Genomic DNA, 15,622 nt, shown 5'->3' on the forward strand with positions numbered 1-15,622 from the left:
CGTTCTGTCGCGCTACGAGGTGATTCGGTGACGAAGCGTGAGGCTCCGGCCGGTCCTGGGGCGTCTGTCCGGCCTCGCCGGTCCGGCCGTCAACGGCCACCGGGGCCCGTCAACGGCCCGGGTGGACCCACGGGTTGGGGCGGCACTTGATGCCGTCGACGTTCAGGGACTTGGTCTGCTGCTGCATCACCGGGGCGAGCGCGCCCGGGGTCTGGCAGTTCACATGGCCGTGTCCGAGCCGGTGGCCGACCTCGTGGTTGATGAGCATCTGGCGATAGGCGAGCATCGCCTTGGCGCCGTAGGTCTCCGAGCCCTGCGCCCACCGGAAGGCGTTGATCATCACGCGCGAGGTGGAGGCGGAGTCGCAGGAGACGTTGTCGACGGTGGTGTCCAGGTCGGACTTGGCGCACCAGACGCCGGTGGTGCCGGGGCTGGCGAGGGTGACCACGAACTCGGGCTCCCCGCTGGAGATCCGCTCGAAGGTCATCTCCCCCTTGCCTGCCCAGCTCCGTTCGTCGTTGAGGGTCGTCTGCACGGCCCGCGCGAAGAGCTTCGCGTCGAGCCCGAGCCCCTTCTCGACGTCGATCCGGTAGCGCACCTTGTCCCCCTTGCCGGGGGCCTTGTCGAAGCCGGGGACGGTCTCGAAGTCGCCCGGCCCCCGGAGCGAGGGGTCGATGGGGAACTGGCTGTCCATCAGCTGTTCGTAGGTCGGCTGGGCGGCGGGCACGGCCGGGCCGGCGGGCGCCGGCTCGGCGGGCCGCACGGGCGTGTTCCGCTCGTCGGAGCGCGAGGCGGTCCCGTCCTCGGCACCACGGTCGGCGGGTCCTTCGGCGGCCTGGGCGAGGGCGCCGCCGGCTTCGCTCTCGGCGACCTGGCCGGCCACGACGACGGCGAGGACGGTGGTGACGGCGGCGGCCGCGATGCCGGTGAGGGTGCGGCCCTTGCCGCTCTTGGCCGGCCGCGTCCCGGGCAGGTCCTCCTCGGGGGCGTCGGCGGAGCCCTGCGCGGAGGTCTCGGAGGACGGGTCGGCGGGCGTCCCGGTGGCGGTCTCGCGTCGGGGGCCGGGAATGAACGGGTCCTGCGAGCCGGGAGTTCGGCCGGTGGGGCGCGGGGCGCCGTGCCAGTCGCCGTAGCGTTCGGAGGGGGAACCGGTATCGGCGTGACCGGGGTGCCCGCCCCGTACGGGGGTGTCGGTGTGCGCGGCGGGGGTGCCGTGCGCCGGGGTGTCCCAGACGGCCTGGCCGTACGCCGTCGCCGTCCGGCCGTGGCCCTGCCCGTAGGGGGCCTGCCCGTACGGGTCCTGGCGGTACGCGTCCCCGCCGTAGGCGCTCTGGCGCTGCGCGTTCCGACCGTACGCGGCCTGCCGGTCGTACGTGTCCTGGTCGTACACGTCCTGGTCGGGCGAGCGCCTGCGGCGGCCCGTCCCCTGACCCTGCGGCTGGGCCTGCCCCTGCGCCGACGCCTGTGCCGGCGTCCGCCCCTGTCCCTGCTGCCCTTGCCCGGCGCTCCCCCGCCGGGCCGTATCGGCCGCGGGCCCCCTCCGACTATGTCGTCCCACGCCCTGGATCAGCTCCCGCCGCTGTCGTCTGTGCCGGCCTCGTCGAACATCTCGGCCGGTTCGGTCCGTTCGGCCCGTCCGGACCGCCCGGCCTCTTCGGTTGTCCTGCCCCGCTCGGCCGCTTCGGCCTCGATCAGCTCCCGCACGGCCTGGGCGACCGTCTCGGGGTACTCCATCATGGCCACGTGCCCGGCGTCCGGAAGGGTCAGGAGCCGCGAGCCGCCGAAGGCCGCCGCCGCCCTGCGCGCCATCCGGTACGAGACGAGCCGGTCGCGGACACCGTAGACGAGGAGCGTCGGCGCGAGCACCCGCTCCGCCTGACGCCACAGGCCCTGCTGCCCTCCGAGGGTGTACGCGTCCACGATGCCACGCGAGGAGCGTGCCATGACATCCCAGAAGTACGGGAGTTCCAGGCGGCGTTCCATCTCCTCGACTGCGTGCTGGAAGCCCTCGTCGGTGACCCGTCCGGGGTCTCCGTAACAGAGTGCCATGACGCCGCGGACCCGCTGCTCCGGCGTCCAGTCCCGGCTCAGCCGGGAGAAGAGGGAGGCGACGCCCGGCAGCGCGAGCAGCGCCGTCGGCCAGGCGGTGCGCTGGGCGCGCAGCTCGGGCAGGGCCGGGGAGACCAGGGTCAGGGTGCGCACCAGGTCGGGCCGGACGGCGGCGACGCGGGTGGCGACGGCGCCGCCGAGGGAGTTGCCGATGAGGTGGACCGGGCCGCGGCCGCCGGCGTCGAGCAGCCGGATGACGGCGCGGGCGTGCCCGGTGACGGAGTAGTCGGAGTCGTCGGGCGGCGGGGAGTCGCCGAAGCCGGGGAGGTCGACGGCCTCGCCGTCGACGAGGTCGGCGAGCAGCGGCATCATGGCCGACCAGTTCAGGGAGGAACCGCCGAGGCCGTGGACGTACAGCGCGGGCGGGAGGCCGGGCCGGACGCCCGGCCGGGCGCGCACGGTGAGGGTGAGCCCGGGCAGTGCGACCGAGCGCAACTCCTCGCCGTCGGCGACCCGTACGGTGCGGGTGCGCGACGCGGGCGGGGCGGCGGAGGTCCGGGGCTCCGGGTACTCGGTCGACGACATGGCCGCAATATTACGAGACGATCACGCCGTGGCGCGTGTGTGGGGCGTCACAGGCTCGGGTGCGCCGGACGGGCTGTGCTCCTACGCTCGTAGGAGAGGGTCATCCGGAGAGCGACCGTGTGCCGGGGAGGAAGCCCATGACTGCCGATCCGAACGAGCCGGACACATTCGCCGAGGAAGAGGCCGGAGTGCTCGACGAGGAAATCCCCGAGGCCGACGCGGCCGAGCAGCAGACCGATGTCCGGCAGGACGAGGACGAGCCGCACACACATCTGGAGCAGGAGTCGGCGAACGAGGCGGACGCCTCCGAGCAGGCTCGGGTGGTCTCTCTGGACGAAGACGACTACCGCTGATTTGTTCGGTTTAATGTTGAATTGCCGACCATTCCGGGCGTCCGGTCCGTGAAATTGTGCGTCCGCACCGCGCACAGCCGGGTTACCCAAAAGTACGATGGCGGGCGCGACGCCACAGCGCGCATGGATCGATTTTTGGGAGGCGGCGTGACAGCCATCGAGCAGACAGAGGCAGCACGCCCTCGGGGCACGCGCCTGCCGCGCCGAGCCCGACGGAACCAGCTCCTCGGGGCGGCCCAGGAGGTGTTCGTCGCGCAGGGCTACCACTCCGCCGCGATGGACGACATCGCCGAACGGGCGGGTGTCAGCAAGCCGGTGCTGTACCAGCACTTCCCGGGAAAGCTGGAGCTCTACCTGGCGCTCCTCGACCAGCACTGCGAGGCGCTGCTCCAGGCGGTGCGGACCGCGCTCGCGTCGACCACGGACAACAAGCTCCGGGTCGCGGCGACCATGGACGCGTACTTCGCCTACGTCGAGGACGAGGGCGGCGCGTTCCGTCTCGTCTTCGAGTCCGACCTGACCAACGAGCCGGCCGTGCGCGAGCGGGTGGACCGGGTCAGCCTGCAGTGCGCGGAGGCGATCTCCGACGTCATCGCGGAGGACACCGGGCTCTCCAAGGACGAATCGATGCTGCTCGCCGTGGGCCTCGGCGGGGTCTCGCAGGTCGTCGCGCGGTACTGGCTCTCCAGCGAGTCGGCGATCCCGCGCGACAAGGCGGTGGCGCTGCTGACCTCGCTGGCCTGGCGCGGTATCGCGGGGTTCCCGCTGCACCCCACGGAGGGGCAGCTGAGCGCCGAGGGCCACTGACCGGTCCGGGGGCGCCGGCCGCGCGCCTTTCGCGCGCTGTTCGCTCCTGGCGTTGAGCGGCTGCGCCGTACGTGTCCCCTCACCGGGCTAATGTGTGCAGCGTACGGCGCGGGAGACGCGCAACGCTGACCGTTCGGAGGGACATAGCCGTGGAGGTCAAGATCGGCGTGCAGCACGCACCCCGGGAGATCGTTCTGGAGAGCGGGCAGTCCGCCGAGGAGGTCGAGCGCGCCGTGGCCGACGCGCTGGCCGGCAAGGCGCAGCTGCTCAGCCTCACGGACGAGAAGGGCCGCAGGGTCCTGATCCCGGCCGAGAAGATCGCGTACGTGGAGATCGGCGAGCCGGCGGTGCGCCGGGTGGGCTTCGGCGCGCTCTGAGACGTACGTCCGGTACGTCCGGTACAGCGAAAGGCCCGGCGGATGTGATCCGCCGGCCTTTCGTGTGTCCGGCGGCCGGACGAGGGCCGGGCGCGCGGTCGGTCGATGGCGGGTGTCCGCCGAATGTGCTGGTGGGGACGGCCGGGGAGGGTTGTATCGCGATGGGTTCGGGTAGGACGGCCTACGACCGAATTGCCCGCTCCGCTCCGCACGCGAGGTGATCCCGTGTTCCTGGAAGCCATCGGCTCCGCCCTGCTCGGACTCGCCCTGGCCTGGGCGGCCGTGCACCGGCTGCCCGACCGACTCCCCGGACGAAGGGCCGTCCTCCTGACGGGCTCGCTCGGCGCCGTCTTCGGCGCTCTGGTGACCCACGGGGCCCTGGGCCCCGGCCATGGCCTGGCGACCCTGATCGGGGCCGTCGCCGTGGCGGCGGTGCTGCTCTCCCTGCTCCTCCGCCCGGCCACCCGCCGCCGCCTCCGCCGATCAGCGGCGGCCTGACGGGCGGCTTGACCGGCGGTTCTGACCGGCGGCTTCCGCCTCGGCGCCTGCGCGGCCGGCGCCGGGCCGGCCGGCTGGCTGGCCGGCGAGAAGGGTGACGGGCGGGCCGGCCGGACCCTGACCGGCAGCCGCGCACGGGCCGTGCCCTGAACCGGTGCCGTCCCCACCAGGACCGCGCTCCGCGGCCCCACCGCGCCGCGCCCGGCCCGCGGGCGCCATCCGTGGTGGGGGAGGCCGCCTACCCGCGGTCTTCGACGCCGAAGGCGTCCTAGGCCGCGAGGCCCAGGGCCGCCATGCGCTTGGTGTGGGCTTCGGTGATGCGGGAGAACATGCGGCCCACCTCCGCGAGGTCGAAGCCGTCCGCCACGCCGCCGACCAGCATTGTCGACAGGGCGTCACGCTCGGCGACCACCCGCTGGGCCTGGGAGAGGGCCTCGCCCATCAGCCGGCGCGCCCAGAGCGCCAGCCGGCCGCCGAGGCGCGGGTCGGCCTCGATCGCGGCGCGGACCTTCTCCACCGCGAAGTTGCCGTGACCCGTGTCGTCGAGGACGGAGAGCACCAGCCGACGCGTGTCGGAGTCCAGACGGGCCGCCACCTCGCGGTAGAAGTCGCTGGCGATCGAGTCGCCGACGTACGCCTTGACCAGGCCCTCCAGCCAGTCGGACGGCGCCGTCTGGCGGTGGAAGTCGTCGAGCGCCCTGGCGAACGGCTCCATCGCGGCCGTCGGCTCGGCGTCCACGGCGGTGAGCCGGTCGCGCAGCTGCTCGAAGTGGTGGAACTCGGCGGAGGCCATCTTCGCCAGCTCGGCCTTGTCCGCGAGGGTCGGCGCGAGCTTGGCGTCCTCGGCGAGGCGTTCGAACGCCGCCAGCTCGCCGTAGGCCAGCGCCCCCAGAAGATCGACGACCGCGGCGCGGTACTGCGGCTCGGCGGATGCCGTGGCCCAGTCCTGGGCGGCGATCCCGGTGGGTTCCTCGGCGGATGTGGCGTTGTCAGGCGTCTCCATGAAGCGCACAATAGCCCGCCCGCAGCACCGGGTAAGGCCCTGGTCAGTCACTGTGACCGCGCCCTCATTACGAATTCTCCCAACACACCTGCGCGAATCCGGGGTACAGTGATAAAGCGCCTGCTGAGTATGTGGACATGCTTTCGCACGTTCGGACGTACCCGGTGGGCCATCTCATGAATGAGGATGCCCGGTCGGTGGCCCGACTGGCTCCGACCCGACAGCCCTCCCCGCGCACCGCGGAAGGGTCCCTCAAGCGGCATGACGCTCGAGCGACGGCAGTGGTCCCGCGCCACCCGGTTGTGATCTTCACGATCCAGGATCGATCCGACTGATCCGGGACGTGTCCGATCCGGCCGGAAGTGAATCGGCACGGTACGACCCCCATCGTTCGCCTCGCGCCGCGTCTCACAGAAGAGGCAGCACCCTGACTACGACTTTCCGAGAGCTCGGAATCCTTCCCGAGACGGCCGAGGCGCTCGAAGCCGTCGGCATCGTGACCCCCTTTCCCATCCAGGAGATGACCCTCCCGGTCGCACTCTCCGGCAGCGACGTCATCGGCCAGGCCAAGACCGGCACCGGCAAGACGCTCGGCTTCGGCCTGCCGCTCCTGGAGCGCGTCACCGTCCCCGCCGACGTCGAGGCGGGCCGGGCCAGGCCCGAGCAGCTGACCGACGCCCCGCAGGCGCTGGTCGTCGTCCCCACCCGAGAGCTGTGCCAGCAGGTCACCAACGACCTGCTCACCGCCGGCAAGGTCCGCAACGTCCGCGTGCTCGCCATCTACGGCGGCCGGGCGTACGAGCCCCAGGTCGAGGCCCTGAAGAAGGGCGTCGACGTGATCGTCGGCACCCCCGGCCGGCTGCTCGACCTGGCCGGCCAGCGCAAGCTCGACCTCTCCCACGTCAAGGCCCTGGTCCTCGACGAGGCGGACGAGATGCTCGACCTCGGCTTCCTGCCCGACGTCGAGAAGATCATGAACATGCTTCCGGCGAAGCGTCAGACCATGCTGTTCTCGGCCACCATGCCGGGCGCCGTCATCGGCCTGGCCCGCCGCTACATGTCGCAGCCGACGCACATCCGCGCCACCTCGTCCGACGGCGAGGGCGTGACCGTCGCCAACATCAAGCAGCACGTCTTCCGCGCGCACTCCATGGACAAGCCGGAGATGGTCTCCCGCATCCTGCAGGCCAACGGCCGCGGGCTCGCGATGATCTTCTGCCGTACGAAGCGCACGGCGGCCGACATCGCCGAGCAGCTGCAGCGTCGCGGCTTCGCCTCCGGCGCGGTCCACGGCGACCTCGGCCAGGGCGCCCGCGAGCAGGCGCTGCGCGCCTTCCGCAACGGCAAGGTCGACGTGCTCGTCTGCACCGACGTCGCCGCGCGAGGCATCGACGTCGAAGGCGTCACCCACGTCGTCAACTACCAGTCGCCGGAGGACGAGAAGACGTTCCTCCACCGCGTGGGCCGCACCGGCCGCGCGGGCGCCAAGGGCACCGCGGTGACCCTGGTCGACTGGGACGACATCCCGCGCTGGCAGCTCATCAACAAGGCGCTCGGCCTCGACTTCCACGAGCCGGTCGAGACGTACTCCAGCTCCCCGCACCTCTACGAGGAGCTGGACATCCCGGCGGGCACCAAGGGCGTCCTGCCCCGCGCCGAGCGGACCCGCGCGGGTCTGGGCGCGGAGGAGCTGGAGGACCTGGGCGAGCCCGGCGGCCGCGGCCGGAAGAAGGCGGCCTCGGCCGCCCCGGTCGAGGAGCTCCCGGCGCGTACGCGCACCCCGCGCCAGCGTCGCCGCACGCGGGGAGGGTCGACGGCCGACGAGACCGTCGCGACCACCTCGGCCGCGACCACCACTGCCGCGCCCGCGACCGCGCCGTCCGCCGCCCCCGCGGCGACGGAGGAGTCGGCGGAGCCGCGCACCCCGCGCCGTCGTCGCCGCACCCGCACGGGCGGCGGCACCGCCACGGCCGTGGCCCCCACGGCCCCCACGGCCGCCCCGATCGCTCCGGTCGCGGAGGCCCCGGCGGCTCCCGTGGCCCAGCCGAAGGCCCCCCGGGCCCGCGCGGCCGAGAAGGCTCCGGTCACCCAGGCGGCGCCCGTGGCCGTGGAGACGGTCGAGGAGGCCCCCCGGGCCCCGCGCCGTCGCCGCCCCCGCATCATCCGCACCGAGGCCGACGCGGTGACCTTCCAGACCCCGGAGACCGCCGCCGCCGCGGCGGCCGCCGCGGCCGCCACCGTCGCGCCGGCCGAGGTCGTCGAGGCGCCGGCCGAGGCCCCGAAGGCCCCCCGCCGTCGGGCCGCGAGGAAGGCCGTCGCCACCGAGGCCCCCGCGGTCGCCGCCCCGGCCGAAGCCGCCGAGGCACCGGCCGAGGCGCCCAAGGCCCCGCGCCGCCGCACCACCAAGAAGGCGGCCGCCGCCACGGAGGCCCCCGCGGCCGCCGAGGTCACGGAGACCGTCGCCGAGACGGTCGAGGAGGCCCCCAAGGCTCCCCGCCGCCGTGCGGCCAAGAAGGCCGTCGCCGCCGAGGCCCCCGACGCGTCGGAGCCGAAGACGGCACCGCGCCGCCGCACCACCAAGAAGGCAGCCGCGGCTCCGGCGGAGGCTGTGGAGGCACCGGCCGAGGCCCCCAAGGCCCCGCGCCGCCGCACCACCAAGAAGGCCGCGGCCGCCCAGCCCGAGAGCTGACGCCCGCACCGCACCACGACACGGCGGCCCGTCCCCTGCGCAGGGGACGGGCCGCCGTGTCGTTCCGTACTCCGGCGCCGATGCGCCGGTCGGCGGGCCCGTCGGGTCAGCCGATGAGGACGGGGACCGTTCCGACGAGGACCCGGTGGTCGGAGCACTGGGTCGGGTCGGCCGGCGGGGCCATCGGGTCGGGGACGGTGCAGCCGGTCGGGATGGTCAACGCGTCGGCGCTGTACGGTCCGGCGACGCGGCTCTCCCGGACGAAGACGTGGTCGATCTTCGCCTTGTCGCCGCACGGCGGCGCGTTCCCCGGCACGGCGTCGGCGGTCCACTCGCCGTATCCGGGGCAGTTCGCCGCGTCGGCGTCGTCCAGCTCACGGTGCGCACCGGTGTTGTTCCCGTTGTTCCCGGCGACCGACGGCGCGTAGTAGCCGTCGAGGCGGCTGTAGTCGGGCTGGGCGTTGAAGTCGCCCGCGACGAGGTAGGTCTCGCCGGCGGCGTCGAAGCCGTCGAGGACCCCGCGGACGTCGTCGAGCTGGCGGACGTTGTCGGCCTTGGTCTGCCCCGGGCCCACGACGTTGCTGGTGGTGATGTGCACGGTGCAGAACTTCATCCTGGCCTGCTCGGCCAGGGGCGCGCACAGCATCTTCCGGGGCTCGGGCGTCGGCCGCTCCGCCGTCGGGGTGTCCGCCGGCAGCGGGTACTGCCGCGAGGAGCCGAGCGCCCGCTTGCTGAACAGCGCGTTCCCGAAACCCGACGCGCCGTCGCAGAGCCCGGAGATCGGGGCGAGGGTCTCCGCGAAGCGCGAGAAGTTCCCCGTGTCCTCGGGCCATCCGGCGGCGATCAGGCCCTGCTGGATCGCCTTGTACTGGCTGAAGCAGATCTCGTTGAAGGACACGAAGTCCGCGTCGCGGTTGTCGATGGAGGACACGGCCTTGGTGACCATGCCGCCGGTGGTCTTCCCGTCCCACATGACATGGCCCGAGACGTTCCAGTGCCAGACCGTGTACGTCGCCGTGGTGCTCGCCGCCGAGGCGGGCGACGCCGCCGTCAGGACCAGACCGAAGAGTGACAGAACGACCGTGAGCCGTCGTTGTCCGCGCTTCACATTCCCTCCCCTGTTCAAAGGCGATCATCGTAGAGGGCGGCCCGGCGACCGCCCCCATCTGCGGATACAGTCCTGTCATGAGCAAGCCCCGGTCCCTGGCGCTGCCGCCCCGCACCCACCCCCGCCGGCTGCTGACGGGACGCGGGAGCTTCGCCGTGCTGGAGGCCGTTCCCCTCGGGGAGACGCGGGGCACGGTGCTGCTGCTGCCGGGTTACACCGGCAGCAAGGAGGACTTCCTCGCGCTCCTCGGACCGCTGAGCGACGCCGGCTACCGCGCGGTGGCCGTCGACGGTAGGGGGCAGCACGAGACGCCGGGGCCGCGCCGCCGCTCCGCGTACAGCCGGCAGGCGCTGGCCCGGGACGCCGTCGCGCAGGCCGCGGCGCTCGGGGACGGCCCGGTGCATCTGGTGGGGCATTCGTTCGGCGGCCTGGTGGCCCGGGCGGCGGCCTGGCACGCGCCGGAGGCCTTCCGGTCGCTGACGCTGCTCTCCTCCGGGCCCGGGCGGGTCTGCCGGGCCCAGCGGGTGCGGGTGCGGGCGCTGCGGGCCGCGCTGGCCGTGCTGTCCAAGGATCGGGTGTGGCAGGCCATGCGCTGGCTGGACAGCCGGGGCGAGGCGCCGGGCGTGGTCGACCCGCCGGAGATCACGTGGTTCCTGCATCGCCGCTGGATGCGTACGCGGATCGTTCAACTCTCCGTCGCGGGAAGGCTGTTGGTCTACGGCCAGGAGGGGACGGAGCAGCTGGCGAAGCTCACGGTCCCGCTGCACATCGCGTACGGCGACGGCGAGATGGTCTGGCCGGTCGCCGACCTGGCGGCCGCCGCGCGCCGGACCGGGGCCCACCACACGGTGGTGGCGGGCGCCGGCCACTCGCCGAACGTCTCACACCCCGAGGAGCTGGCCGACCGGCTGACCGCGTTCTGGGAGCGCTGCTAGGGGGTCTACGGGCGCCCCGGAGGCACATCCCGTACGGGGCAGGCCGTACGGAGAGGCCGTACGGATGAGCCCCTACGGGATCGGCGTACGGGCGGGTCAGAACTGGTTCTGGAGGTGCTGCCAGAACCCGTCGCGCAGGGCCCTGCGCAAGGCCGCGTGGCCGCGCAGCGAGCGGCTGAGCAGCTTCTCCGCCTCGATCAGCAGGTCCTGGTCGACCGGTCCGGGCAGATAGGGGTGGCCGGGCAGCAGCTCGGCCATCGCGTCGCGGCCGCGCTCGCCGAGCCAAGTGGCGGCGATCTGCGCGCCGATGAACCGGGCCTCGTCGCGCGAGGGCGGGGGCTCGCCCTCGTTCTCGTACGTCGTGACCGGCCGGCGGGTGACGTACGGGCGGCAGAAGTCGAGGTCGAAGGTGCGCTGGCTGTCGACCTCCCACAGCAGCGGCTCGGCCTGGTTGCGGCCCTCGGCGGCCTCGATGCCCCAGAGGTGGACGCGGGCGCCGTACCCCTGGGCGGCCTCCACCGCGGAGACCAGGTCCTCGTCGCCGCCGACGAGGGCGGCGTCGCTGATGGCGCGGTGCCGGGCGAGGGACTCCAGGTCGGAGCGGATGAGGGAGTCGACGCCCTTCTGCTGGTTGTTGGCGTTGAGGTTGCCGAGGCGGACCTTGACGTCCGGCAGCTCGGCGATCGACTGCTGCTCGGGGGTGTGGGTGCGGCGCCGGGCACCGTCGTACCAGTAGACGCGCAGCAGCCGGCTGTCCGCGAAGATCGTGCGGGCCTTGTCGATGAAGGCCTCGATGATGCCTTCGGCGTCGAGGTCGAAGGAGCGCCGGTCCTCGGTGCCGACCACCAGCAATCCGGCCGCAGCATAGACGTAACCCGCGTCGACGAAGATGGCGTGGGTAGAAGGTGTCTTGGCCACCTCCGCCAGCATCCGCTGGAGGAGTTCGTTGGTGCGCTCCACGCGGGCGCCGAGCGCCCTGAGCTGGTCGGCGGTCGGCTCGGGCGGCGTCTGAGGGTTCTCTGCGTCGTTCATACGGGGCTCATTGTCCGCCGGGCAGGGGCCTGCCGCCAATGTCTCTTACCAGTCAGTAGTTAGCCATCCGAAAATTTTCCTTAGCGTAGGGAATGTTTGCAGGATGCATGCCGTTGTAGCCGTACGTAACCCAGTTCTCCACCAGGAGGATCAACTCAGACGAAGGGAGAAGCCCGTGCGCTTCGAAATCCTGCGACTTGACGACATCGACGGCACGCCCGTCGACCGGACAGTCGTGGACGCCGCCTCCGTCAACCGGATCGTGCAGCAGGCCGCCTCGATCGGTCAGCGCATCTGGATCCGCCCGGCCGAGACCTCGGCCTCGTAACACCGTGACGCCCTGGCGCCGACGCCTCGCGCCATAAGGCCGTGCCGCGTGTGGCCCGTAGGGCACCCACTCAAGCACCGCGCCCCCGCATGGACTCCGGAAACCGGAATCCGTACGGGGGCGCAGTGACGTCCGGGGGCGGCCCGGGGGCCGCTCAGGCGCCCTGGATGACCTGGGTGACACCGTTGATGATCTGCTGCACGGCGATGGCCGACAGCATCATGCCGGCGAGCCGGGTGACGAGCACAACGCCGCCGTCCTTGATGACGCGGATGATCAGCAGCGAGTTGCGCATGGTCAGCCAGAGGACGACGTGCATGGCGACGATCGCGGCCCAGACGGAGATCTGCGCGGAGGCACCGTCGGCGTGCTGGACGGCGAGGATCACGGACACGATCGCGCCGGGCCCGGCGAGCAGCGGCATCCCGAGGGGGACGAGGGCGACGTTGACGTCCTTGGTCTGCTTGGGCTCGTCGGTCTTCCCGGTGAGCAGGTCGAGCGCGATGAGCAGCAGCAGGAGACCGCCCGCGATCATCAGCGCGGGGACGGAGACGTGGAGATAGGCGAGGATCTGCTGCCCGAGGATGCCGAAGACGGTGATGACACCGAAGGCGACGGCGACCGCCTGCCAGGCCATGCGGCGCTGGACCTTGGCCGGCCGGCCGGAGGTGAGGGCGAGGAAGATCGGGGTGATCCCGGGGGGATCCATGATCACAAAAAGGGTCAGGAAGAGCGAGCCGAAGACGGCGACGTCGAACACGGTGAGCCTTGCACGAGTTGGGGTGTACGAGGGGTGGGGGCGCCCTTGCGGGAGCGGGGAGCCGCCCCGGGGAGGGCGGCGGGGACGTCATGGCGCGGCGGGGCGAGCCCGTACGGGCGGCGGGCCTACGGGACCGTTCCGGTACGAGGGCCGGGCGGGCCGGACCGTACGCACTGCTCGGTGCCGGAGCCGTGGCTTGGGCCTTGAGGCGGTCCGGGTCGGCGGGCCGGTCGGGCCCGCACCGCGGATCCCGGCACCGGAGGCCGACCCTGATCGCCGCACCGGGAGCCCCGGGTGCCGGAGCGGTCGGTCCGTCGGCGCCGGAGGTCGGGGACCGGCCACGTCGGGACGGGCTTCCGGGCCGTCGGACCGCACCCGGGCAGCACGCCCGGGCGGACCGGGGCCGTCGCCGCGCGAGGGTCAGGCGGGTCCGCCCGCACCGGGGACCGGGAAGGCTCCGGTGGCGCGGCGGGTGATCTCGCCGTAGATCTCGGGGTCGGTGGTGTACTCGCCGAGGCGGCAGGTCTTGCGGCTGCCGTGGTAGTCGCTGGAGCCGGTGGCGAGCAGCCCCAGCTCCTTCGCGAGCCCCCGCAGGCGGGCGCGGGTCGCCTCGTCGTGGTCCATGTGGTCGACCTCGATGCCGTCGAGGCCGGCGTCGGCGAGCCGGGCCAGCGCGGCCTCCGGCACGACCTGGCCGCGCTTGACGGCGGACGGGTGCGCGAAGACGGTGACCCCGCCGGCCGCCTTGACCAGGCGGATCGCCTCGAAGGGGTCCAGCTCGTGCTTGCCGACGTACGCCCGTCCGCCGTCCGCGAGCCACTGCGGGGTGAAGGCGCCGGAGACGTCGGGGACGACCCCGAGCTCGACGAGCGCCTCGGCGACGTGCGGGCGGCCCACGGAGCCGTCGCCCGCGATCCGGGCCACCTGGTCCCAGGTGACGGGGACGCCCAGCTCCCGGAGCTTGCCGACCATGGCCTGGGCGCGCGGCACCCGGTCGTCGCGGACCAGCTCCCGCTCGGCGGCGAGCGCGGGCTCGTCGGCGTCGAAGAGGTACGCCAGCATGTGCATACCGACGCCGTCGAGCCGACAGGACAGCTCGGCGCCGGTCACGAGGGTGAGCCCCTCGGGGAGCGCGGCGATCGCCTCGGCATGGCCGCGCGTGGTGTCGTGATCGGTGAGGGCGACGACGTCGAGCCCTGCGGCGGCAGCGTTCCGGACCAGGTCGGCCGGGGAGTCCGTACCGTCCGACGCCGTGGAGTGGGTGTGCAGGTCGATGCGCACGACGCGGTACTCCGGAGGCTCGGGGCGGACGAGGGGGACGCTTCAGCATAACGGGCGAATCGAACACCCCGGGCCCCCGGACCCCGCCCGCCACACGGACCGCCCGCACGCCCGCCCGCACACGGACCGCACGCCCCCGCACGCGCCGTGACCTCCCGGCCGCCCGCGAGCGGTGACCCGGTGGCGTTACGCGCGGAACCCGCGAGTTGCGCGCGGCGATCAGTGGGCCGCGACGCTCCCCCGCCGGCCGGTCATCTCAGCAGGCGCGGTGTCAGCGCCCCGCACGGCAGGAGTTCCACTTCGGCTCCCGCGTCGCGCAGGTCCGTCAGCACCAGTTCGTCGTACATCAGCAGTCCCGACTGCTCGGGCCAGACGATCGCCCACAGCCAGAGCCCCCGCGCCTCCCCCGCGAACACCGCGCGGTCCTCCGGGCAGCCGTTGACGTGCCAGAGCGGGGTCGGGCGGCCGGCGGCGAGGACCTTCGTCTGGGCGGGTTTGTCGATGGCCATGCCGGGGCCGGGGTCGGGTCCGTCGATGCCGGCGTACCGCGCGCCGAGGCCGACGCCGAGCTCCTCGGCGATCAGCAGCAGCTCACCCAGTCCGCCGAGCGGCCCGGGTCCCGAGCAGGCGACCGCCGTCGCGCGTCCGCCGCTGCGGTCGTCCCCGGCGTACGCGACGCCGGTGAAGAGCCAGCCGACCGGGAGGGGCCACGGCATCCACACCGGCACCTCCGCACGGTGCACGACGACGCCGAGGGCTTCGACGCTGGGCGGGATCACGGGTTGCAGCGGGTGCACCGAGCCGTGCGTGTCGCACTGCCAGGAGTCGGCAAAAAGTCCGGGCGCCCTGACCCGGCCACCGCACTTCGGGCAACTGGGTTCGCCCCTCATAGAGCCCAACGGTCCTACCCCACCGCGTCCACGTCAAGGACGATCACCCGTCTGGAGGGGCGGGATTCCGAGAGTGACGGGCGCGCCGGCTCCTCGCCGCGCCGCGACACGCCACGACACGCCCGGGCCGGGCACCGATTCCGCCGGGCCGGACGGACGAGGGGCCGGGCGGAGCGGATGCCCGCCGGCAGCGACGGACGGACGGGGGGACGGGAAGGGCGGATGCCCGCCGGCAGCGGCGGACGGTCGGGGTCCGGTCAGTCCAGTCGGACCGACGTGCGCAGTGGATCGCGCAGGTCCGTGCCGTGCGTCAGCCAGCGCTCCTCCAGGGCCTTCGCCCCGTGGACCCGCTTCCAGGCCGCCTCGTTGGACGTCATGGGCAGCAGCGGGAGGAACCGGACCGGATCCATCGGCTCGTCCAGCTCCAGGTCCTCCACCAGGCCGCCGGACTCGGCGACGAGCACCGAGCTGAACGGGGCTCCCGGCCACAGGGGTTCACCGACGTCGAGCGAGGCGCCCGCGGCCACGATCACCCCTTCGACCTGCGGGGCCGAGGCGAGGACCGCGAGCGGGCGCAGCACCTTGTCGGTGTCGGCGAGCCCTGCCCGTACCGTCAGGACGAACTCCGCGCGCGGGCCCTTCACCGGGTCGGCGAGCGCCGCCGTCGGGTCGGCCATCGGCTGGGCCGACATGCCGAGCGTGGCATAGCGGACCACGTCTCCGTCGAGGAACCGGAGCACCTCGATCCGGTCCGTGCCGAGGAAGGTCACGGCGGCCCGCGCGTCCGGTTCGCCGAGCGCCGTACGCAAACGGGCCTCGACCAGAGCAAGAACTTGTCCCATGCGGCGAGCATAAAGCGCGTATGGAATGGGCAGGGGACGGGATTGACCCTCTGTCGGCTGATAGTCTTGGCCGCTGGTCGGGACT

16 protein-coding genes are annotated in these 15,622 nt (G+C 73.2%); 7 read left to right on the forward strand and 9 right to left on the reverse strand.

Annotated features, from left to right (window positions below; translation table 11 throughout):
- Positions 1-109: 109 nt before the first annotated feature.
- Both ACFZBD_RS12680 and ACFZBD_RS12685 read right to left on the reverse strand, forming a co-directional pair.
- Positions 110-1,390: a DUF3152 domain-containing protein gene (locus ACFZBD_RS12680; RefSeq protein ID WP_391139347.1), complete on the reverse strand. Its 1,281-nt coding sequence runs from the start codon at positions 1,388-1,390 to the stop codon at positions 110-112.
- Between the two features lie 176 nt (positions 1,391-1,566).
- On the reverse strand, positions 1,567-2,634 hold the full coding sequence (locus ACFZBD_RS12685; RefSeq protein ID WP_391139348.1) for an alpha/beta fold hydrolase: 1,068 nt from the start codon (positions 2,632-2,634) through the stop codon (positions 1,567-1,569).
- A 137-nt stretch (positions 2,635-2,771) separates the two neighbouring features.
- Here ACFZBD_RS12685 and ACFZBD_RS12690 point away from each other — a divergent pair, with 137 nt between their 5' ends.
- From ACFZBD_RS12690 to ACFZBD_RS12705, 4 genes are all read left to right on the forward strand, one after another.
- Positions 2,772-2,987: a hypothetical protein gene (locus ACFZBD_RS12690; RefSeq protein WP_391139349.1), complete on the forward strand. Its 216-nt coding sequence runs from the start codon at positions 2,772-2,774 to the stop codon at positions 2,985-2,987.
- 147 nt (positions 2,988-3,134) lie between these two features.
- The gene (locus ACFZBD_RS12695) at positions 3,135-3,794 is read left to right on the forward strand and encodes a TetR family transcriptional regulator (protein ID WP_391139350.1); all 660 of its coding nucleotides are present in this window, start codon (positions 3,135-3,137) and stop codon (positions 3,792-3,794) included.
- A 149-nt stretch (positions 3,795-3,943) separates the two neighbouring features.
- Positions 3,944-4,171 (forward strand): DUF3107 domain-containing protein, encoded by a 228-nt coding sequence (locus ACFZBD_RS12700; RefSeq protein WP_365714460.1) that lies wholly within the window; start codon positions 3,944-3,946, stop codon positions 4,169-4,171.
- Between the two features lie 225 nt (positions 4,172-4,396).
- Complete coding sequence (locus ACFZBD_RS12705; protein WP_391139351.1) at positions 4,397-4,669, forward strand: hypothetical protein; 273 nt, start codon at positions 4,397-4,399, stop codon at positions 4,667-4,669.
- Positions 4,670-4,937: 268 nt separating this feature from the next.
- Here ACFZBD_RS12705 and ACFZBD_RS12710 read toward each other — a convergent pair whose 3' ends face one another.
- Positions 4,938-5,672: a ferritin-like fold-containing protein gene (locus ACFZBD_RS12710; protein WP_391139352.1), complete on the reverse strand. Its 735-nt coding sequence runs from the start codon at positions 5,670-5,672 to the stop codon at positions 4,938-4,940.
- Positions 5,673-6,192: 520 nt separating this feature from the next.
- On the opposite strand from ACFZBD_RS12710, the gene ACFZBD_RS12715 reads away from it, so the two are divergent.
- Positions 6,193-8,361: a DEAD/DEAH box helicase gene (locus tag ACFZBD_RS12715; protein ID WP_391139353.1), complete on the forward strand. Its 2,169-nt coding sequence runs from the start codon at positions 6,193-6,195 to the stop codon at positions 8,359-8,361.
- Positions 8,362-8,467: 106 nt separating this feature from the next.
- On the opposite strand, the gene ACFZBD_RS12720 is transcribed toward ACFZBD_RS12715, so the two are convergent.
- On the reverse strand, positions 8,468-9,469 hold the full coding sequence (locus tag ACFZBD_RS12720; protein WP_391139354.1) for an endonuclease/exonuclease/phosphatase family protein: 1,002 nt from the start codon (positions 9,467-9,469) through the stop codon (positions 8,468-8,470).
- A 77-nt stretch (positions 9,470-9,546) separates the two neighbouring features.
- Between ACFZBD_RS12720 and ACFZBD_RS12725 the strand changes: the two genes are divergently transcribed.
- Positions 9,547-10,404: an alpha/beta fold hydrolase gene (locus ACFZBD_RS12725; RefSeq protein WP_391139355.1), complete on the forward strand. Its 858-nt coding sequence runs from the start codon at positions 9,547-9,549 to the stop codon at positions 10,402-10,404.
- Positions 10,405-10,500: 96 nt separating this feature from the next.
- Here ACFZBD_RS12725 and ACFZBD_RS12730 read toward each other — a convergent pair whose 3' ends face one another.
- Positions 10,501-11,436 (reverse strand): NYN domain-containing protein, encoded by a 936-nt coding sequence (locus tag ACFZBD_RS12730; RefSeq protein WP_391139356.1) that lies wholly within the window; start codon positions 11,434-11,436, stop codon positions 10,501-10,503.
- A gap of 175 nt (positions 11,437-11,611) precedes the next feature.
- On the opposite strand from ACFZBD_RS12730, the gene ACFZBD_RS12735 reads away from it, so the two are divergent.
- On the forward strand, positions 11,612-11,764 hold the full coding sequence (locus ACFZBD_RS12735; protein ID WP_086024648.1) for a hypothetical protein: 153 nt from the start codon (positions 11,612-11,614) through the stop codon (positions 11,762-11,764).
- 154 nt (positions 11,765-11,918) lie between these two features.
- Here the strand turns inward: ACFZBD_RS12735 and ACFZBD_RS12740 are convergent, their stop codons facing one another.
- The 4 genes from ACFZBD_RS12740 to ACFZBD_RS12755 all read right to left on the reverse strand — a co-directional run bounded on the left by ACFZBD_RS12740 (position 11,919) and on the right by ACFZBD_RS12755 (position 15,537).
- Positions 11,919-12,524, reverse strand: a complete 606-nt coding sequence (locus ACFZBD_RS12740; protein ID WP_391139357.1) for a MarC family protein — start codon at positions 12,522-12,524, stop codon at positions 11,919-11,921.
- A gap of 420 nt (positions 12,525-12,944) precedes the next feature.
- Positions 12,945-13,805 carry a PHP domain-containing protein gene (locus ACFZBD_RS12745; RefSeq protein WP_391139358.1) on the reverse strand — a complete coding sequence of 287 codons (861 nt, stop codon included), beginning with the start codon at positions 13,803-13,805 and terminating at the stop codon, positions 12,945-12,947.
- A 251-nt stretch (positions 13,806-14,056) separates the two neighbouring features.
- On the reverse strand, positions 14,057-14,695 hold the full coding sequence (locus ACFZBD_RS12750; RefSeq protein ID WP_391139359.1) for a DUF6758 family protein: 639 nt from the start codon (positions 14,693-14,695) through the stop codon (positions 14,057-14,059).
- 257 nt (positions 14,696-14,952) lie between these two features.
- Entirely contained in the window at positions 14,953-15,537 is a 585-nt protein-coding gene (locus tag ACFZBD_RS12755) for a suppressor of fused domain protein (RefSeq protein ID WP_391139360.1), read from the reverse strand.
- Positions 15,538-15,622: the final 85 nt, after the last annotated feature.

The organism is Streptomyces sp. NPDC008121 (assembly GCF_042957155.1).
Lineage (GTDB): Bacteria > Actinomycetota > Actinomycetes > Streptomycetales > Streptomycetaceae > Streptomyces.

Excerpts from the sequence above, each read along its gene's own strand:
- ACFZBD_RS12685 (WP_391139348.1), bottom strand. The coding sequence starts at position 2,634 with ATGTCGTCGACCGAGTACCCGGAGCCCCGGACCTCCGCCGCCCCGCCC.
- ACFZBD_RS12690 (WP_391139349.1), top strand. The coding sequence starts at position 2,772 with ATGACTGCCGATCCGAACGAGCCGGACACATTCGCCGAGGAAGAGGCC.
- ACFZBD_RS12710 (WP_391139352.1), bottom strand. The coding sequence starts at position 5,672 with ATGGAGACGCCTGACAACGCCACATCCGCCGAGGAACCCACCGGGATC.
- ACFZBD_RS12715 (WP_391139353.1), top strand. The coding sequence starts at position 6,193 with ATGACCCTCCCGGTCGCACTCTCCGGCAGCGACGTCATCGGCCAGGCC.
- ACFZBD_RS12725 (WP_391139355.1), top strand. The coding sequence starts at position 9,547 with ATGAGCAAGCCCCGGTCCCTGGCGCTGCCGCCCCGCACCCACCCCCGC.
- ACFZBD_RS12730 (WP_391139356.1), bottom strand. The coding sequence starts at position 11,436 with ATGAACGACGCAGAGAACCCTCAGACGCCGCCCGAGCCGACCGCCGAC.
- ACFZBD_RS12750 (WP_391139359.1), bottom strand. The coding sequence starts at position 14,695 with ATGAGGGGCGAACCCAGTTGCCCGAAGTGCGGTGGCCGGGTCAGGGCG.
- ACFZBD_RS12755 (WP_391139360.1), bottom strand. The coding sequence starts at position 15,537 with ATGGGACAAGTTCTTGCTCTGGTCGAGGCCCGTTTGCGTACGGCGCTC.